The 19304-nt window shown below is 45.0% G+C and carries 18 protein-coding genes; 9 read left to right on the top strand and 9 right to left on the bottom strand.

All coding sequences use genetic code 11. The annotated features are described in order from the left end of the window. Positions 1-144 precede the first annotated feature (144 nt). The gene (locus FN831_RS02365) at positions 145-609 is read left to right on the top strand and encodes a response regulator (protein WP_142526578.1); all 465 of its coding nucleotides are present in this window, start codon (positions 145-147) and stop codon (positions 607-609) included. 46 nt (positions 610-655) lie between these two features. On the opposite strand, the gene FN831_RS02360 is transcribed toward FN831_RS02365, so the two are convergent. From FN831_RS02360 to FN831_RS02350, 3 genes are read right to left on the bottom strand one after another with little or no spacing between them, the layout of a single operon-like run. Continuing rightward, complete coding sequence (locus FN831_RS02360) at positions 656-2818, bottom strand: sensor histidine kinase (RefSeq protein WP_185960354.1); 2163 nt, start codon at positions 2816-2818, stop codon at positions 656-658. A 32-nt stretch (positions 2819-2850) separates the two neighbouring features. Next, positions 2851-5148, bottom strand: coding sequence for an Rv1355c family protein (locus FN831_RS02355; protein WP_142526576.1), 2298 nt, complete (start codon positions 5146-5148; stop codon positions 2851-2853). 58 nt (positions 5149-5206) lie between these two features. Further along, a complete protein-coding gene (locus FN831_RS02350) occupies positions 5207-6016 on the bottom strand; it encodes a hypothetical protein (RefSeq protein WP_142526575.1) in 810 nt (269 codons plus the stop codon). Between the two features lie 413 nt (positions 6017-6429). Between FN831_RS02350 and FN831_RS02345 the strand changes: the two genes are divergently transcribed. Together FN831_RS02345 and FN831_RS02340 are read left to right on the top strand one after the other, a co-directional pair. Further along, positions 6430-6894, top strand: coding sequence for a response regulator (locus tag FN831_RS02345; RefSeq protein WP_142526574.1), 465 nt, complete (start codon positions 6430-6432; stop codon positions 6892-6894). A 56-nt stretch (positions 6895-6950) separates the two neighbouring features. After that, positions 6951-7415, top strand: a complete 465-nt coding sequence (locus tag FN831_RS02340; protein ID WP_142526573.1) for a hypothetical protein — start codon at positions 6951-6953, stop codon at positions 7413-7415. A gap of 7 nt (positions 7416-7422) precedes the next feature. On the opposite strand, the gene FN831_RS02335 is transcribed toward FN831_RS02340, so the two are convergent. The 3 genes from FN831_RS02335 to FN831_RS02325 all read right to left on the bottom strand — a co-directional run bounded on the left by FN831_RS02335 (position 7423) and on the right by FN831_RS02325 (position 10334). Further along, positions 7423-8130, bottom strand: coding sequence for a dihydrofolate reductase family protein (locus tag FN831_RS02335; protein WP_142526572.1), 708 nt, complete (start codon positions 8128-8130; stop codon positions 7423-7425). Between the two features lie 68 nt (positions 8131-8198). Continuing rightward, positions 8199-9572, bottom strand: coding sequence for an MFS transporter (locus FN831_RS02330; RefSeq protein ID WP_142526571.1), 1374 nt, complete (start codon positions 9570-9572; stop codon positions 8199-8201). 3 nt (positions 9573-9575) lie between these two features. Then, a complete protein-coding gene (locus tag FN831_RS02325; protein WP_142526570.1) occupies positions 9576-10334 on the bottom strand; it encodes an SDR family NAD(P)-dependent oxidoreductase in 759 nt (252 codons plus the stop codon). 104 nt (positions 10335-10438) lie between these two features. Between FN831_RS02325 and FN831_RS02320 the strand changes: the two genes are divergently transcribed. Then, entirely contained in the window at positions 10439-10798 is a 360-nt protein-coding gene (locus tag FN831_RS02320) for a winged helix-turn-helix transcriptional regulator (protein WP_142526569.1), read from the top strand. Positions 10799-10867: 69 nt separating this feature from the next. Here the strand turns inward: FN831_RS02320 and FN831_RS02315 are convergent, their stop codons facing one another. Next, positions 10868-11245, bottom strand: coding sequence for a winged helix-turn-helix transcriptional regulator (locus FN831_RS02315; protein WP_142526568.1), 378 nt, complete (start codon positions 11243-11245; stop codon positions 10868-10870). A gap of 246 nt (positions 11246-11491) precedes the next feature. On the opposite strand from FN831_RS02315, the gene FN831_RS02310 reads away from it, so the two are divergent. Next, positions 11492-12289, top strand: a complete 798-nt coding sequence (locus tag FN831_RS02310; protein ID WP_142526567.1) for an SDR family NAD(P)-dependent oxidoreductase — start codon at positions 11492-11494, stop codon at positions 12287-12289. Between the two features lie 55 nt (positions 12290-12344). Here the strand turns inward: FN831_RS02310 and FN831_RS02305 are convergent, their stop codons facing one another. Further along, positions 12345-13241, bottom strand: coding sequence for a helix-turn-helix domain-containing protein (locus FN831_RS02305; protein ID WP_142526566.1), 897 nt, complete (start codon positions 13239-13241; stop codon positions 12345-12347). A 495-nt stretch (positions 13242-13736) separates the two neighbouring features. On the opposite strand from FN831_RS02305, the gene FN831_RS02300 reads away from it, so the two are divergent. From FN831_RS02300 to FN831_RS02285, 4 genes are all read left to right on the top strand, one after another. Continuing rightward, positions 13737-14720: an aldo/keto reductase gene (locus FN831_RS02300; RefSeq protein ID WP_142526565.1), complete on the top strand. Its 984-nt coding sequence runs from the start codon at positions 13737-13739 to the stop codon at positions 14718-14720. A gap of 166 nt (positions 14721-14886) precedes the next feature. Continuing rightward, a complete protein-coding gene (locus FN831_RS02295) occupies positions 14887-15360 on the top strand; it encodes a (2Fe-2S)-binding protein (RefSeq protein WP_142526564.1) in 474 nt (157 codons plus the stop codon). Further along, a complete protein-coding gene (locus tag FN831_RS02290) occupies positions 15357-16001 on the top strand; it encodes a hypothetical protein (protein ID WP_142526563.1) in 645 nt (214 codons plus the stop codon). Before FN831_RS02295 ends, FN831_RS02290 begins: the two co-directional genes overlap by 4 nt. An 18-nt stretch (positions 16002-16019) precedes the next feature. Beyond that, on the top strand, positions 16020-18191 hold the full coding sequence (locus FN831_RS02285) for a xanthine dehydrogenase family protein molybdopterin-binding subunit (RefSeq protein WP_142526562.1): 2172 nt from the start codon (positions 16020-16022) through the stop codon (positions 18189-18191). On the opposite strand, the gene FN831_RS02280 is transcribed toward FN831_RS02285, so the two are convergent. Beyond that, on the bottom strand, positions 18188-19297 hold the full coding sequence (locus tag FN831_RS02280; RefSeq protein ID WP_185960353.1) for an alpha/beta fold hydrolase: 1110 nt from the start codon (positions 19295-19297) through the stop codon (positions 18188-18190). The genes FN831_RS02285 and FN831_RS02280 overlap by 4 nt on opposite strands. Positions 19298-19304: the final 7 nt, after the last annotated feature.

The raw sequence follows: 19304 nt of genomic DNA, 5'->3' as shown, positions 1-19304 counted from the left end.
AAACTTCAAAATTGCTTAATTTTACTATTATTTTTATATTAATACAAGCTGGTTTAAAACAAAAGCTTTTTTAATTGGGCAGCTGTTTTGGTCAATGGCAATATCTCCGGCTCTATAAAATGATTTATTGTAAATTACACATATATGTCAGCAGATAAAATAACAATTCTTTATGTAGACGATGAAGAAAATAACTTATTTTCATTCAAAGCTACTTTCCGAATCAAATATCAGGTACTGGTAGCAATCAGTGGCGAAGAGGCATTGAAAATTTTAGACGCAAAAAAAGTCCATGTAATTATTACAGATCAGCGCATGCCCGAAATGACAGGTGTAGACTTTCTGGAGAAAGTTCTTGAAAAATACCCAGACCCGATGCGGATCCTGCTCACCGGATATGCTGATATGAATGCCGTGGTTGATGCCGTTAACAAAGGAAAGATCTTCCATTATCTTGCCAAGCCATGGAATGAGGAAGAGCTGGACATGACCATCAAACGTGCTTACGATAAATATCTTGAAAAAGCGGAGCTGACCGATATGAACGAAAAACTGGTTGGTTCAAATGACCAGCTGGAATTCATGCTCAGACAAAGGCTCCTTTCTTAATCCATATTTTACTTTTCTTTCCTGCCCTCAAACATCTTTACTGTGATTATATCGCAATCACTTTATGGATCACCGGCAGTTGCAGAATAAATTCTGTTCCTTCTCCCGCTGCGCTATGCAGCTGTATGTTCCCGTTGTGCTTCTTCACCGTATTGTAAGCAATAGACATTCCCAGTCCTGTTCCTTCACCAACATCTTTTGTGGTAAAGAAAGGCTCGAAGATCTTTTTCTGCGTTTTGTCGTCCATCCCCGTACCGTTGTCCTTAATGCTGATGTAAATGAATTCATCGTCGTTGGTAGTTTTGATCACAATTTCTCCTCCCGCGTGGTCCCCAAATTGTTTTTGCACGGCATAGGCTCCATTGGAAATGATATTGAGGAACACCTGGTTTAATTTACCCGCATAACATTCGATATGAGGAATGTCGCCATATTCCCTGATCACCTTTATGTTGTTGTTCAGGAGGTTATTTGCGATGATCAGCGTAGAGTCCAGTCCTTCGTTGATATTGGCCACCTTCAGGTCGTCTTCATCCAGTCTGGAGAATATCTTAAGGCCTTTCACAATCTCTGCAGTCCTGCTGGCGCCCTCCCTGATTCCCTTTAGCAGGTCATTGATTTCAATGATCAGGTAGTCAAAATCCAGCTCTTCCTTGTACTCCTCAATCTGTTTCTGTTTGTCCTCAGTGCTGGCCTCAGAAAGGCTAATGTTTTCAATAAAAGTAAAGGCATCAAACATCATGTCCACATCCCTTTTCAGCGGCTTGATATTCGCCGTCACAAAGTTGATCGGATTGTTAATTTCATGCGCAATACCAGCGGTGAGCTGACCAAGGGAGGCCATTTTCTCTGATTCTACCAATTGCGACTGTGCCTGTTTCAGGTCTTCGAGTGTCCTGCCTAATTCCTGGTTTGATTCGCTCAGTTCAAGAGTCCGTTCACTTACCTTTAATTCGAGTACTACGTTTTGCTCACGGATGATCCTTTCATTTTCCTGCAGGGCCCTCAGGGTTTCTTCCTGATACCGGTCTTTCTCTGCTTTAAAGATGTTGATCCTGTCGGCCAGTGCAAAGGAGAGGAGAATAACTTCCATTGCAGATCCGATCGTGATGCTGTAATTGGTAAATACATTATAGGAGAATACATTGTAATCCTTTAGTATCCAGATGATGATACCCAGGATCAGGGGCATCCAGGCAATCAGGAAGAACTTGGCAGGCCTGTACCCGGTGCGTGCGATGGATACGGCGATCGTAAGCATGTAGAGAGATACGATACCGGCAAAGAACTGAAGTATCTGATAGGAGGTGTAGAGGTCTCCTCTGATTGTCAGTGCAATAACGATCGCATATACAGCATATAAAGCGTAGGATATCTTGTCCAGCCGTGGCACAAATTTGGAGGTCTGCAGGAACTTGCGCGTAAATTCTACCCCGCTGATGTTCACAAGGGCCGTCAGCAAAAAGAACGACCGGGTGGCCATAAAGCTGTTGTCCGGCCATAAGTAGTGGAAGGAGTACCCTTCAATGGTAGCCTGTGCCACACCTACAATAAAAATATACAGTACATAGTACAGGTATATAGGGTCTTTTACAGAAAAATAAACAAAGAGATTATAGAAGAACATTACCAGGATAATCCCGAAGAAGATTCCGAAGAAGATATTTTTGGTAAGGTTACTGTCCACCATATGCGCCCTGTCTCCCAGGAAAATGGGCATCTGCATCTCGTGGGTAGATTTGATCCGGGCATAGTATGTGGCCGTGGAATCATAATTTATTTTGAGGCTGTAAATAAACTTGTGGTAATTGTTCTCCCTCGAATGAAAAGGGTATAGCTCGCCGCTCTGGTTTACTTTCCACTGTCCGTTTTCCTTGTAATAAAACTGTATTTCCTGTAGCAGCGACTGATCAAACTCAAGCATCAGGTCTTGTGTGGAGCTTACATTGTACACGGATATCTTTAACCATACAGGCACTTTGATCATTCCAAAGTCGGGCACATTGGCCGCCGACCGGAGGAACTGACGCTGGCGCTGTATGCTCTGGATATCCTGTGTCCCGGTTGAGTCAACAAAGTAATCAATCTTATTTCCTATCGTCTGAATACCTTTACTTCCATTATAAATCACCTGTGCCTGCAAACCTGCGGTAAGCACCAACAGGAACAATGATATAAGAAACGTTTTACAAGCGGTATTTTTGTGCATGCGGGCCATGTAGCTGTGCTAAATATTATAAATTAAACGTGATAGATAAACGAGGATTGAAGCGATCTCCTCAGCGATCTCATTTTCGGTTCTCCTGCTTTGGATAACCTGAAGATGAAAACGGGCTGTTTTTGACGCAGCTCTGGCAGCAGCTCATCCAATTGTTCGCCCAGCGCGCGCACCTGTTCATTATAAAATTCGTCACCCTCTGCGGCCTCGCCATGTTCTAATCTTGCCAGCATAAAAACCAGTTGCGAAATCGGCTGGAAGGATACTCCTGCCAGATTTGCTTCAAGCCAGATGCGCTCTACCACGCTTCCGCCCCGCAGAAAGTCCATTTCTGAATAGCCGGGCATCGTAACAATACCCAGTGCTGATGAAAATGATACCGATTTATTTACTGATCTGGTAAAGGCATTGCCACCTTTGAGCTGTCGTAAAAATGTGATTGCCTTTGTATCACTGGCAATCTTCAGCGCAGCAAGTTCAGAGTTGCTTGCGCCCAGGGTATATACATCAAGCCCGTCTCTTTTTTCATTGGTTTCTTCGGCCGTCCACCTCAGTTCGTTGGTAAAGGTATCATAATGTCCCCTTGGATGAATTATTCTCAGCATTTCTGCTTTTGCAAGCAATTCTCCCAGTTTTTTCATCATGTTATCGTCCTCAATCACGGTTAAACCGGCACCGGGATAAGCTGCAACAGCAGATTGTACCTGATCATAAAATGTTTGAGGCAGGGCTTCCCTTGCGGCAAGCTCCCTGTTGGTTACGCGCATGCCCAGTCCCGGTTCAAGGATCTTTTTAAGGTCCGGTTTTTCTGTGGCGGCAAACCTGATATGGGCAGCCAGGGTACGGTTGTCCTTCAGCGGGAAAAAGGTATTTGAGATGCTCAGGCCCAGTGCCGCTGCTTTGATGGTGATATTTTCAACCGCTGCCCCGATGGCAACATAGGAGCCAAGGTGGTTAAAATCCAGCAGGGAATGAGAAAAATGTGCATCATGAAATATAAACAGGCCTTTAGCGCTGTAAACAAATTTCCAGGGCTGCGCATTACCGCCTGAAGGCGCAAGCATTCCTGCATTCACGATCTCAGATATGACTTCAGCGGGCAGTATCATTGTTTCGGGCTGTGCTTCAATAGCTTCCGTAAGCTGCAGCATTTCTGCGGCTGTAAGTTCAGGAGGGGCAATGTAAGATTCCGGGAACTGGTCGCCCGTCTCTGGTTCCTGGTCTTTAACCAGTTCATCCATATCAACATAGTACCTTCCTGATTCGTGGAACTGGTCCAGTAAAATCCGCCTGCATACATCGGTGGTGAGCGCGCCGCCGAGCACTACTGAAGAGGCCAGCTGCGGCCAGGTATTGATGGATTGTTCAACTTCCATCATGGAGGCTTTCAGCCTGGTAGAGATCGTTTCTGCACCTACCATTTTAAGAATGTATGGTATCTTTTCCTCGTTAGACAGGTCTTTGATATTGCCCGGATCAAGTCCGTCTGCCAGGCCGTGCAGTATCGGCCGGCCGGGTTCAAGGTCAAATCTTTCTACGTCCAGCATCCCGCGGTCGTTCGTATCCATTACTACCGGGATATTAAGCTCACGTGCTTTATAGCGGCTTTCTATTTTTATATCAATACCATCACAAACTTCAATAAACAGGTCCAGTTTGCCATCTTCTGTGAAAAACTGGTCCATGTTTGACTTATTGAGCCCGTCATGAAAAAGCTTAATTTTAATAAAAGGGTCAATTTCAAGGATTTCCCTCGCGGCAATAATTGTTTTATTTGTACCCATATTATGCAGCCCTGTGCGCAGGCGGTTAAGGTTGCTCAGTTCGGCCACATCAAAATCCGCCAGCCTCAATTCTCCGCAGGTACGTTCCATAGCCATCGTAAGGGCGATGGACTGGCCCACAGAGAGGCCTACGATACCTATTTTTTTTTCTTTTAACAGATTTTGCTCTTCCCTGGTAATTTTAAACTGGTTACGGTTTGTACGTACCATCACAAATTCATCCTCATCCAGCAAATGGACCAGTCTGCGGCTCCATGGATAATACACCCAAACACCATACTCCTCCAGGCTCCGGCCATTCAGGTGAGCGGTGATCCGCGCTTCATATTCCTCCGCTTTTATCCTTACAGATGGGCTCAGACATTTTACCAGCTCCTGCAGCTGACTGTAAATCTCGTCATGAACAAATAAAACGTTTCCTTCAGACAACAGCTGTTCAAGGGCCTGCTTTTCGGCAGCATCATGAATTCTAAAAAAGTAAGGGCTGTAACCGAGTTTATTTTCGGGAGTATATTTAAGAATAGTTTCTTTTAGCATGGCTGAATGATGAATTTTTAACAGGGGGGTATGGGCAAACAAAAAACGGGTTACGGCTTTAAAGAATGTCTATTTCATTCTCATTAATTTTAGTCTTTAAAAATGTTTTATGGGCCTGTGAGATCACCTGTTCAAGGTCCCACTGGTCCAGGTTAGGGATCTGGATCTCATAATGAATAGTGATTTCCTTTCTCCGCAGTATTTCAAGGCGTGTGATGTTTAAATTCTCGCGGATTTTCATGATTGCAGCCTTATCTTCTTCATAGGCCTTGCTCAGCACCGGGACATCTTTCAGGATCATGGTAGTCGCTACCAGGTCAAGCTTTGGATAATAGAATGTGCCTTCGTTACCGATGCTTCTTTCTATTTCCATTCCTACGGCCAGTCCGGGCGGAATAGTATAGGGTGCACAGAGTGCAAAAAGAGACTGGATGCCAATCTGAAAGGATATAGCTGCCGCGGCACGGATCAGGAAGATTGACCCAATACCATATCCTGCAATCTCACGCGAGTTCCACAACCCGCAGAGTTCACCTGTACCAAACTGGGCATGTTTCCAAACCAGGTCATATATGCCATGGTCCATGGCACCGGTGGCAGATTCTATCGGCAGCGGCTCTGATCCTCCCGCAACATGAACCCTTGCGCCTCCGTATACTTTTGTGCCGTCCAGCGACTCAACAACAATTACAAAAGCTGCCGGATTGGTTGTCCATCCATTTTTTGAAGAAGTAACTTTGGTAACACCTATGCTGGTGAGCACATGAGTATGGCCTTCCACAAACAGGGCACAGGTTTCAGGGTCATCAATTGCTCTGAACGCTCTAAGCCTTACCTCTGGATTTTCTTTATTTAAACCCTCCTCCATTTTACAGGCTTTGAATAAATGATAACATTGTTAATTTTTGGATCCTATTGCTTAGTATAAATGAGCTCATCTAATGATTTATGAATTAAAGTTAGTGCTATTATTAGGTTAAAAGCAAATTTTTTATTGTGATTATCAGTGCGTTATAATCTGCCCAAAATTAGGTTTTATCAGTTCTAAATATACTATAAAATCTACTACCTGATTAATTCTTATATTATATTTTGATAAATAAATGTTCAAATAAAGGTGTTTAATTGCATATGTGATATATCGTAAGCGATTAATTACATTAAATGCCTGGTATTAAATTTTTTAAATAAACGAAAGGGTCTACTCCTCCTGGTTTTATCCGAAATTAATTTTTTTGAACTTATAAAAGCAATATATTAGCAAAAATCTAATCAAATCTCATGAGTGCCGATAATCCAGTTAATGTTCTTTATGTTGATGACGAGGTGCATAATCTTAACGCTTTTAAAGCGAGCTTTAGATTGAGGTTCAACATCTTCACGGCTGAGTCTGCAATTGAGGGAAGAAAGGTTCTGGAGCAGGAGAGCATCCATGTGATCCTGTGCGACCAGCGCATGCCGGGCATGACAGGAATTGAGTTTCTGGAGTCTGTTATTCCTGATTATCCAGATCCTATACGGATATTGCTCACCGGTTATGAGGATATTACTGCTGTAGTAGATGCGATCAACAGGGGAGAGGTTTATAAATACATACAGAAACCCTGGGGTGATGATAACCTGCGCATTAACATAGAAAAGGCATTTGAGATCTACTCACTGAGAAAAGAGAATAAGGAACTGATAGAGTCCTTACTGATCGTGAACAAGCAGCTCCAGTTTTTGCTGAGACAAAATCTGCTTTAATATTTGAGTCCTGATTATTGGTTTTTAGTTATGTTTGAAGAATATTTTGTCAAACAATGAAGTACTCCTGCATTTTCGCTTTTCTTCTTATATTCTGCTTGTCCGGATGTAGCCCAAAAGATCAGAAAGAAACTGATCTTTTTGCAAAGCTTGTGCAGCTGAAAATGAATGGGGCACCGGCAAATATTGATTCAACACTTAACAGTCTGGGCTACAAATGGGCTGAAAATCAGGATATGGAGGATGATTCCGGGATTATTTACACTAATAAAGATTCCCTGAAAAACGATTTTTACACCATTGACGATCAGGTGAGCATGATCAGTTATACCACCAAAGATTCCGGCGCTTACACCAGGATGATCAAAAGCGCCGGGAGCAAAGGTTTTAAGGAATCTATCAATGGAAAAGACAGTCTCTCGGTATTTACTATTTATACACGTGACAGTTTAAAAGCTGTTTTTATCAGGAATCCGGGCAGTAAAAAAGCGTCGTACACGGTGATACTGGGAAAAAACTAATCCTGCATTAATAGTCAAATTTATAAGTTAACCAGAGCACATCATCTTCCATACGTTTTACGTCGTGAAGCTTTAACACTGTTGCGCCATTTCTTTTTTCGCTTTGCTCAATTTCAAAGAGGGTAGAGGTTTCTTTGGTTCCGTCGGCAAGCGGCAAAAGCAACTGATGAAGCTCGTCAATCAATTGCTCATTGAGGAAACTGCCATTGATATGCGCACCGCCTTCAAGCATTAATTTTTTGATGCCGAACAGGCTGGTCAGCTTTTCGAGAGCGGTCTTCAGATTGATCTTTTTTTCGCCAGCAAAAATGTACGAAACACCAATATCCTGTAAGTGTGCAAGATAAGCATCCGGTACTGCTGTTGTCAATATCGTAATCACGTGGTCGCCCTGCATGGTGGGTTCTTCCCAGCCCAGCTTTGCCTGTCCGTCAATCGCTATTGCGAAAGACTCAGCTGTATGCTCAGCAACAAAATCCGTACGAGGTACTTCCTGGTGCCCTTTCTTCAATATTGGCGCTGCAAAGTCTGTAAAATCTTTTTCCATTGTTGTGCGGCCTACCAGCCAGGCTTTAACACCCAGTTCTTCATGCGCTTTTTCGAAATTTTCTGCCAGGGCTTTTACTTTGGGATCACTGCCCCATTTATCTGTTAAGATTTTGCCATCAACTGAGGTCATCATCAGACAGATTACATACGGACGTTCGTTCTTCATTTATGATAAACAGCACTCAGCTTAATTGGTTTTGTGTAATCTAACCATAGTAGCGCTGGCAAGGTAATTCAGGTTTTCGTTATTTTGCCGGGAATGCTGAACATCGCAATTACAGCAGCCATCAATGCTATACCGGCTGCAATTAAGAATGCGGCCTGCAAGCCTGAGGAAAAATCCTGTGCATGCGCATTTGCTGTATAGACCGATATGATAGCTGCAATTCCGACGGCGCCGCCGATCTGCTGGCTGATCTGCAATACCCCGGATGCAATACCGGCATCCTGGTCTGCAACGTTCTCCAGAATCACAATACTGCCCGGTATGAAGACCAGTGCAATGCCTGCGCTGTGCAGCAGCAATGGCAAAAGTACATCACCAAGGTAAGTGCTGCTGCCCGTCAGTCTGGAGAATCCAACTAAACTGACTGCAACCAGGATACTTCCGGTGATCAGTAATGTACGGACACCATACCTCTTTAACAGAGCGGGAACAAAATTAGACAGGATAAAGACAGTCATCGTAAGCGGGAGATACGCACATCCTGCAAGCAAAGGGTTATAGCCCAAAACCTGCTGAAAATATTGCAGGATCAGAAATAGTGCTGCAAAGTGCATGCCCACGATCACTGCCATCACTGCAAGTCCGCCACGCCGCGGTTTCGGCTTCAAAATACTAAGTTTAAGCAAAGGCTCTGCTATCCTCGATTCTACCCATACAAAAAGTATAAAGAGAACAGCAGCGCTGCAAAAACTGACTATTGTAACAGGAGAGCTCCAGCCATTTTCTCCGGCACTGATGAAACCAAAAACAAGGGCAGCAGAGCCAAACGCTCCCGTAAATGCCCCAAAGAAATCTACCTTTCCCTTTGTCTTAATTGTTTCGGGCACAATAAAACGAATTGCAGCAAAGGCAATAGCTCCAACCGGAACATTGATCAGCAGGGACCAGCGCCAGGAGATAAATGCCGTGAGCGCTCCTCCTAATATCAGGCCTACCGATGCTCCAACAGAAGATACTGCGATGAAGAGTGACAGGCCACGGTTTTTTTCATCCTCGTTTCTTGCCAATATCGAGATTAGTGCCAGCACGCTTGGAGCTGCCAATGCCGAGCCTGCCCCCTGAAGAATACGGGCAATAATTAATACTTCGGGCGATCCGGCAAGCCCACCGGTAAGTGAAGCAATTACAAAAATAGCCAGTCCTGTCTGAAAGGCTTTTACCTGTCCGATCATATCGCCCAGTCGCCCCCCTAAAAGTAGCAGTCCGCCAAATGCCAAACCAAAAGCATTAGGTATCCAGGACAAGCCTGAGGCCGTAAAGCCCAGGTCTGTCTGAATATTTTTCAATGATACCACAACGATCAGAAAATCCATCGCCAGCATCAGCTGTACTGTCAGTATAATTGCTAAAGCTGTCTTTCTGTGAATAAGTGTTTTCGGCATAGCTTAATACCCAACGCCCCTAACGCCGCCCGCGGCCCGCACCGATTCACCAGTGATCCAATGTGCATTATCCGAAGCCAGGAATACGGCCAGCGGCGCAATATCTTCAGGTTCGCCAAAGCGCCCCAGCGGTGTGCCGGCGAGAATTTTTTCACCAAGCTCGCCTTCAAAATTTCCTGCTGTGGCCGGTGTATTGGTATGTCCGGGAAGAATAGAATTTACCCTGATATTGCGGGGGCCAAGCTCCCTTGCAAGAGCCAGTGTCATGGTATCAACCGCACCTTTGGTTGCCGCATATACACTGGATGCCAGGTAGGGATCAGTACTGAGGATGGAACTGATATTGATTATACTTCCGCCCTGCTCTCCCATATGTTTCACAGCCTGTTGTGTGGCCAGCAGGTATCCCAGAACATTCAGGTTAAATTGTTTATGAAATGCGTCTTCGGTTAAATCGTCGATCATTTCAAAAACTGCGCCGCCTGCATTATTTACCAGTATATCTACAGTACCAAAGTCTGATTTTATTTTGTCGAACATCAGCTTAACCTCTGCCGACTTGCTCATGTCTGCTTTAATGGCAAAAGCTTTGCCTCCCTGCAGTTGTATTTCGCTGACCACCTGTTCAGCATCACTCTCACTCGAAGCGTAATTCACGATGACCGTAGCTCCTGCTTTCCCCAGTCCTTTGGCAATTCCTGCACCTATACCTTTTGATGCTCCTGTTACTACTGCTACTTTATCTTTTAAATTAGTTTCCATTATATTTTTTAGTTTTTTGTTGGTTCAAAGGTATAATAACCTAACTTTACTTTTGATATGGGTTTCCTTAAGTATAGTGGCTTCCCTGATTAACCAGCATGGAAATGGAAAAATATAAATCGATGATATCGGAGCAGGAGGACTGTTCCAAAATACTTTTTGCGATTCAGGATGCACTTGATCTGATCAGCGGTAAGTGGAAGATTAAGGTAATTAGTGTGTTGCTTTATGGCAAAAAGAACTTTACCGATCTGCAGCGGCAGATTGACGGACTGGGATCAAAGATGCTGTCCAAGGATTTGCAGGAGCTGGAAGTGAATGGAGTGATCACACGCACGGTAAATGCGACAAAGCCGATTACTGTATCATACGAGCTCACGCCCTATGGTCATACCATGGAACCGATTATCCAGGTGCTTGCAGACTGGGGCACCGAACACCGGCATAAAATTACGGGCAGGTAATGTCAGGTTATTAATTACAGGCAGATAGTGACAGGATGCTTAGTTATAGCTGAAATTACAGGAAAGTGACTAAGGCGCTGATGGGGTCGCCATTTTGCTTCTGGCTGCTAAAATAGCCGGCATACTATCTGCTGCCCATTTTTTAAGCATATCAATGGCTGGCAGCAGGGTTTGACCGAGTTCCGTCAGCGTATATTCCACTCTGGGCGGAATCTGAGGATACACTTTTCTGCTGATAAGGCCGTCCGTCTCCAGGCTCTTCAATGTGACTGTGAGCATCTTTTGTGAGATGCTTTCTATTTTATTGTCTAATTCGCTATACCGCAGTTTTCCCTCGCGTAAGAGATCTATCACCATAAGCGACCACTTGTCTCCAAATCTGTCAAGTATGTTGCGGACGCTGCACTCTGCCATGTCAAAGTCCTTTTTGATTTCTTTTCTAATCATAACCTGTTGATTTTCAATATTACAAACCCACAGGTTCGTCACGAATTCGCGCGTACGTTCTTGTCGGGGCCTTTTAAGTCAGATACATTTGACCATTCAAAAGTAAGTTTTAACATTTAAAAACAGCTGGTAAGGAAAACATATTTCGGTCATTCTACAACAATGTGATTTGTAAAGAAGCATCGTATCAACAGAACTTCCGGCTTTCAATTGGAATCAAAAAAAGATCAATAAACATCAGAAAACATGGACTTAAAAGTTAAAGGAAAAAGAGCATTAGTTACAGGATCGAGCTCGGGCCTGGGAAAAGCAATCGCGGTGATGTTAGCAGCGGAAGGTATTGAAGTGATTATACATGGCCGTGATGAAGAGCGGACAAAAGCTGTTGCAGCTACAATTAACCAGTCGGGCGGAAAGGCTGGTTATGCAATTGGTGACCTGACCACTGACGAAGCAGCAGATCGTGTTGTAAAGGCTGCACTGGAGTACGGACAAATAGATATCCTGGTGAACAACGCGGGAGTTTATCGCGGGCAACCCTGGATGGATGTAACGCCAGCGCAATGGCTGGAAGTTTACAATACGAACGTAGTTTCCGGAATAAGAATGGCGCAGCGCTTATTGCCGCAAATGCGCGGTCTGGGTTGGGGAAGGGTTGTTCAGATTGGCGGGATCACAGCTATCCAGCCAACCTCTATCCAGCCGGATTATAATGCTGCAATGGCGGCAAGACATAACCTGACAGTTTCCCTGGCCAGGGATCTGAAAGGCTCAGGGATTACTTCCAATACTGTAGCTCCAGGAGCCATCCTGGTCGACTCAGTTAAAAATCTTATTCTTGGAATGGCCGAACAAAATAACTGGGGTAATGAATGGGATGAGATCGAAAAAAATGCCGCTGAACTGTTCCTGAAGAACGACCAGGCAAGGTTTGGCAAGCCAGAAGAAGTGGCAGCCGCGGTTGCTTATCTGATGAGTTCGTATGCTGATCATATTACCGGTTCAATCATACGTGTTGATGGCGGGCAAACGTATTCAGTTTAAACATGCCCTTCCGTTACCTTACAAAATGGCTGTACAACCAGCCGTTTTGTATTTCTCAGTTCATCGAGCGGTACTCAAGAGGCGTATGCCCCACGCGTTTTTTAAACAATCGGGCAAAGTGCTGCGGGTATTTAAAACCAAGTTCATAGGCAATCTGATTAATCGTCTTGCCTGCATCAAAGATCTTCTCCTTAGCCATGTCGATGATTTTGGTTTGAATGTATTCCTGTGCCGTTTTGCCTGTTTCCTTTTTTACAAGATCGCCGAAATAGTTTGCAGACAGGTTCAGTTGCTCTGCACACCAGCCAACTGCAGGTAATCCGATGGTTTGGGGTTTATCAGAAGCCAGATATTCATGCAGCAGATTCTCGAATTTCTCCATCACGCCCTGATAAACATGATCACGTGTAATGAACTGCCGGTCGTAAAAACGTATGCTGTAATCCAAAAACAACTCTATGTTAGCTACGATCAATTTTTTGCTGTGTTTATCAATATTACGATCCAGTTCATATTCCATTTTAGAAAAACAATCCAGCACTAGGTTTCTTTCACGTTCAGATAAGTGCAATGCTTCGTTAGAATGATAGCCAAAAAAGCTAAACTCCTGCATCCGTTTCGCGAGGGTAGTCCCATGGATAAGATCTGGATGGAATGCCAGTGCATAACCTTTTGGTTTATAGGTTTCACCATTGCTGTTCACACCTGCAACCTGACCCGGCCCGATAAATACCAATGTCCCTTCCTGATAGTCGTATGTATCGCGGCCATACACCAGGTCGCCACATTTAACATCTTTTAAAAATACAATGTAGAAGCCAAAATACATTTTTGAACCCTGTCGCGGATCGGCCTTCGAAAGATCCACTACACTGATTAGCGGATGCCTTGTTTCATTGTTATTAAATGCATTGTATTCACTGATGGTGTCAAAACGCCGGATGTCTTCCATAACCAAAATTTAAGTTCAATCCAAATGTACCTTTTTTATTAACCGGTTGCTGGTAAGCATCATCAGATCAGTAAAAATGGTATAAACAACCGTAATCTGTATCGTATTCCATTCAATAAAAGGACAGACTTTTGTTTCACATCGCAATATATTAGGATAGCGTAAAAAATAATATTATACGGAAGATGTAGAACACAGCGCTTGGATTAATTGAAATGCTGAATTCATGAGCAAGATCATTCTCTGATTAATTCATTCAAGCCTGGTTATGCTGCTGTCGGCTTTGTTGCACTTAGCTACTCTTTGTTGTGCTTAGCTCAGCATGTTTTTGCTGATGTCGGCTTTGTTCTGCTTAGCTTAACCTGGTTCTGCTATTGTCAGATTGGTTCTGCTCAGGTGGGCTTGTTCTGCTCATGCAAGCTTGATTACCTGTGGCTGCGAAAGGCAGATTGAAGGCCGTTGAAATCTCAAATACTAACAAAAAAAAATAACAAGATGAAAAAGAGAACACTAGGAAATAGCGGACTGGAAGTATCAACATTAGGTTTAGGTTGTATGGGCCTGAGTTTTGGCTATGGGCCCGCAACGGAAAAACAGGATGCGATTCAGCTGATCCGCACCGCCTTTGAAAGTGGTATCACTTTTTTTGATACCGCGGAGGCTTACGGTCCCTATACAAATGAAGAACTGCTGGGAGAAGCTTTACAGCCCTTCCGTAATGAGGTAGTCATCGCTACAAAGTTTGGCTTTAAAGACGGGAAAACCGCTCTGGGTACAGATAGCCGCCCTGAAGTAATAAGAGATGTGGTACACGCTGCACTTAAACGTCTCAGAACTGACCGTATCGACCTGCTTTACCAGCACAGGGTGGATCCCAATGTGCCAATGGAAGATGTTGCCGGAGCGGTTAAGGAATTAATCTGGGAAGGTAAAGTGAAACACTTTGGAATGTCCGAGGCTGGTGCACAATCCATCAGAAAGGCACATGCCGTGCAACCTGTTACCGCATTGCAAAGTGAATATTCTCTGTGGTGGAGAGAGCCTGAACAGGAAATTCTGCCTACCCTGGAGGAACTGGGAATAGGTTTCGTGCCATTTAGTCCCCTGGGTAAGGGTTTCCTTACCGGAAAGATCGATAGCAAAACCACTTTTGACCAGTCTGACTATCGTAACAGTGTTCCCAGGTTCTCAGAGGAAAACCGTGATGCAAATCAGATATTGGTCCAACTGCTTCAGGATATGGCAAATGATAAAGAAGCAACTCCTGCACAGGTGGCATTAGCCTGGCTCCTGGCGCAAAAACCATGGATTGTCCCAATTCCGGGAACAACAAAAATACACCGTTTACAGGAAAACACCGGCGCGGCAGAGCTTACGCTCAGTGAGGCTGATTTGTATAAAATCAACACTGCTGTCTCAAAAATCGAAGTTCAGGGACATCGCTACAATGAGTCGGGACAGAAAATGGTAAACAGATAAACGACAAAGCAAGATCGCGGATATATTTCACGGTTTTTTCTACCATTATTACTGATATCGGCGCGCGTTCTTTGAATGCTCTGATCGATTTGTTATTTTAGTTACTGATGAGGATCCGGCACAGGTCCTCATCAGCTGTTAATTCCATCCAACTAACCACATTTCTATGATTAACCTCAATGTTAACCGTAAATCCTATCAGCTGGATGCGGACCCTGATATGCCGCTCTTATGGGCAATCAGAGATCTCATCGGCCTAACCGGAACCAAATTTGGCTGCGGTGTTGCACAGTGTGGCGCCTGTACCGTTCACCTTAACGGAGAAGCAGTGCGATCCTGCGTAACCAAACTGAGCCGCGCTGCCGGACAAAATGTAGTAACTATTGAAGGATTGTCTGCCGATAACAACCATCCTGCGCAGCTGGCCTGGAATGAGGAGAATGTCCCGCAATGTGGATACTGCCACTCCGGACAGATCATGTCTGCAGCAGTCCTGCTCCGCGAGAAACCTGAACCCACTGACCAGGATATTGATGATGCCATGGCAGGAAACCTCTGCCGCTGCGGCACCTATCTGCGTATCCGCAAGGCTATACATTTAGCCGCAGAACTGCAAAAGAAGGAAGGGGGCACCACATGAACAGAATAATCAGGCCCCTAAAAAACTTTAGACCCTCAAAATCGCTGATTGTGATGGGCGTTATGATGTATCTTGTTGCATTGATGGCTTTTGGGATGAACCATAAGGCTGAACTTAAAAAAGAACATCCTGCACCATTCATCATCAAAAAAGACTCTGTAGCATCTGTGAAAGCTTTTGCTGCCGTTTATAAAGTATTGATGAGCCCGCGTTGTATGAACTGCCACCCATCGGGAGATATTCCTTTGCAGGGCGATGACAGCCATTTACATACCATGTTCCCGAAAAGAGGCCTGGAGGGAAAGGGCGTTCTGGCAATGAAATGCGCCAACTGCCATCAGCCCACAAATACACCAGGCGTACACACTCCTCCGGGAAACCCCAACTGGCATTTGCCACCTGCTGATATGAAAATGGTTTTTCAGGGCAAAACACCCCGTCAACTGGCGCAACAGCTGATAGATCCAAAACGGAACGGTCATAAGGACATGCAAAAATTAGTTGAGCATGCTGATGACGGTCTGGTACTTGCCGGATGGACCCCTGGTGAAGGGCGCACCTTACCACCTATGAGCCACGCGGCATTTAAAAAAGCCTGGTTAACCTGGCTCAGTACCGGTGCTTACGCGCCGAAAAAATAATTTCTTAAAGAATAGATTATGTCAGTATCAGAAGAAGTTGAAAACCTGTCCCGCAGAGGTTTCCTCAGGATTGCAGGTATAGCAGGCACGGCATTGTGCCTGGGAATATATATGTCTGCGGATGCAGAGCCAAGAGTTTTAACTGAAGATGAGGCCAGGCTTGCAAATGCAGGCATCGCCCTGGCCGCATGGATCATCATCAATACCAACGGCAAGGTAACGCTCATCTGTCACCGCGCAGAAATGGGCCAGGGGGTTTACCACTCTATCGCGCAGATTATCGCCGAAGAACTGGAAGTAGACCTCTATGGCATAGATATACAGCTTACACAAGGTGACGAAAAAAAATATGGCAGCCAGCTCACCGGTGGCAGCTCTACGATCAGGGGGAGTTATAAGAATCTCCTGAAGCTGAGCGCAACCGCACGTGAGGTGTTGATCATGGCAGCCGCAGCACGCTGGAAAGTGCCCAATACGGAATGTTATGCAGAAACAGGAAATGTAATCCACAAGCCCAGCGGTAAAAAACTGCACTACGGAGAACTGGTTGAGGATGCCGCTAAGCTAACCGCTCCAAAAGATGTGAAGCTTAAAGCACGCTCAGAATATAAAGTGATCGGTAAGGGCAACCACCGTCGTGATTCGCCGCTGAAAACCAATGGTGAAGCCATCTTTGGAATAGACAAGCGGATACCTGGCCTGCAGTTTGCAACCGTTGAACGCAATCCGCGGCTGCGTGGTAAAGTTAAAAGTTTTGATGCTACTGCCGCTTTGAAGGTTCCGGGTGTTACCCGCGTATTTAAAGTGGTGATGGGCGTATGGGATACAGACCGCGAGGGGGTGGCCGTGGTAGCAACCTCTACCTGGGCAGCCATGCAGGGCAAAAAAGCATTGAAGGTAGAATGGGATGATACTGGCTTTGAACACCTGAGTACACCGGAGATTTACAGCCGCCAGCGTGAGCTGCTCAAAACCAGCGAAGGCTTAACGCTGACTACCCAGGGCGATCCTACAGGAATTATCGCACAGGCAAAAGACAAGCTGGACGTGGTTTATGAAACTCCTTACCAGTCCCATAGCTGTATGGAACCTGTAAACTGCATCGCCCATTACCAGGTTGATAAGGTGGAGATCTGGGGGCCGGTACAGGCACCCAACTGGATACAGGACTATGTGAGCAAGAAGCTGGGCATGGCGCGGGAAAATGTAATTGTTAACATGACATTCCTGGGCGGAGGCTTCGGACGTAAAGCTATGCCGGATTATCCCTATGAAGCAGTAATGGTTTCTAAAGAAATAGGAGCGCCGGTACAAGTGGTTTGGACGCGGGAGGATGACGCTACGCAGGGGCCTTACCGTCCCGGTATCTCGTACCGATGCGAAGGTGCTGTAGAAAACGGCGGAATCACTGCACTGAAGTTCCGTATGGCCGGCCAGAACAATGATCACTGGCGGGGCGGCGACAATGGTAAGGCTAATCGCAGTACCTCAGAGGGATTTTTAAAACCTTATTACCAAAGTATCAAAAACATTAGCTTTTCTGATATTCCTTTCAAAACACCGATCCCAACCAGTTTCTGGCGTTCGGTGTATGCTTCTACCAATGGTTTTGCCTACGAGAGCTTCCTTGACGAACTTGCCCATAAAGCGTCGAAAGATCCGATGGATCTGAGAAGACAATACCTGAAGGATGAGAGAAGCCAGCGCCTGCTGGATAAGATGGAAGAGGTTTCCGGATGGAAAAGCAGGAAAAAGAATGATGGATACGGTGTAGCCATCACGGAATGTTTTGCCAGTACCGTTGGACATATTGTTAAAGTTTCTAAAAAAAGTACAGGTGGTATACACATCGACAAAGTATGGGTAGTGGTAGACTGCGGCTGGTACGTTAATCCGGATATTATCAAAGCGCAGGTTGAGGGCAGTATAGTGATGGCGATTGGTGCGGCAACTATCCATGAGATTACCTTTAAAGATGGAATGGTTGAGCAGCGGAATTTCTATGACTACAAAATGCCGCGCATTACTGATATACCCCAGATGGATATCCATATTATGGAAAATGATGAGAATGCCGGAGGTATGGGCGAACCTGGTTTGCCTGCATTTGCACCAGCACTGACTAATGCGATTTTTGACCTGACAGGTAAGCGCATCAGGAAGCTGCCATTTGATATTACTACTGTTTAAAAATAATACAAGGCTCCTGATTTGTTGGGAGCCCTGTATATGTTATTTAAAAAAAAGCTGTTCATGATCCTGATGAACTCATCAGGTTTATCCAGATGGACAACATGCATCGCATCAATTTTATGGTATTTAGCATCCGGTAAAAGCTTCATCGCCCGGTCTGCATCATTTTTGTTCATAGCTCCATCAAGGATACCGTCGGGACGGATTTCGAAATTAGCCTGCAACAACAGCGCAGGGCATTTGATTCTTTTCAACGTTTCAGCATGGTCAAATCCTTTATTCCATTCACCGGTATAAAATGCATCTCCAAAATGCGGATCAAAACTGCTCATTCCTCTAAAAAACATCCGCAGCATCACCGGCAGGAAACGCAATTCTACTGGTTTTCCGGGGTTGCCCTCCCTGTAGGTTTTTACCATTGACAAGAGTCTTGGTGCGGCTTTTTTTCCTGCGTACTTCTCTATGAATGTAGTGCTGGACTCAATCCAGTAGGTTAGAAAATCGGCTTTGCTGTTTGATTCTACGTACGTATGGCAGGACTGGAAGGATTTGTAAGCTATGGTCTGTTTCACTCTCGGGTATTCAGAAGAAAACAATGGAGGGTCTTCAAGGAGTATTGCCCTTACCAGGTCCGGCCTGTTGGCTGCCAGCCAGACTGTAAGCAGTCCGCCGGACGAATTACCAGAAACAAAAGCTGGTTGCCGGATTTCTTTTTCCATGAATGTTGCCAAGGTTTTACCGATGGCGTTTGCACTCATCGTATTGGCAGGGGCAGTGGTTTTGCCATGGCCGTTATAGTCCGGCACGAAGATATGATACGACTTCGATAGCTTAGGCAATACCCTGCTGTAATCAAACCAGTCCATCAGTTGGGCATGCAACAGTACCAATGCCGGTCCGTTGTCTGGTCCTTCGGTATAATGCAGGTCTGTGCCGCCAATCTTAACAGACTTCTCTATAAATCCCGCCTGCCTAACTTTCTTATGGTAAGGATCCGTATAATTTTTCACCATGGGGCTAATCACAGTCTTGCAGCCCGTGAAGATGATAGCCAGCAACATGAACGGGAGAACAAGCGGCGCAGCCACTTTATATTTATGCATGAGTTTC

Origin of the sequence: Pedobacter westerhofensis, assembly GCF_900182595.1 — a bacterium.
In the GTDB taxonomy this organism is placed as follows: Bacteria; Bacteroidota; Bacteroidia; order Sphingobacteriales; family Sphingobacteriaceae; genus Pedobacter; species Pedobacter westerhofensis.
This window is presented reverse-complemented; position numbering and strand designations above follow the sequence as displayed.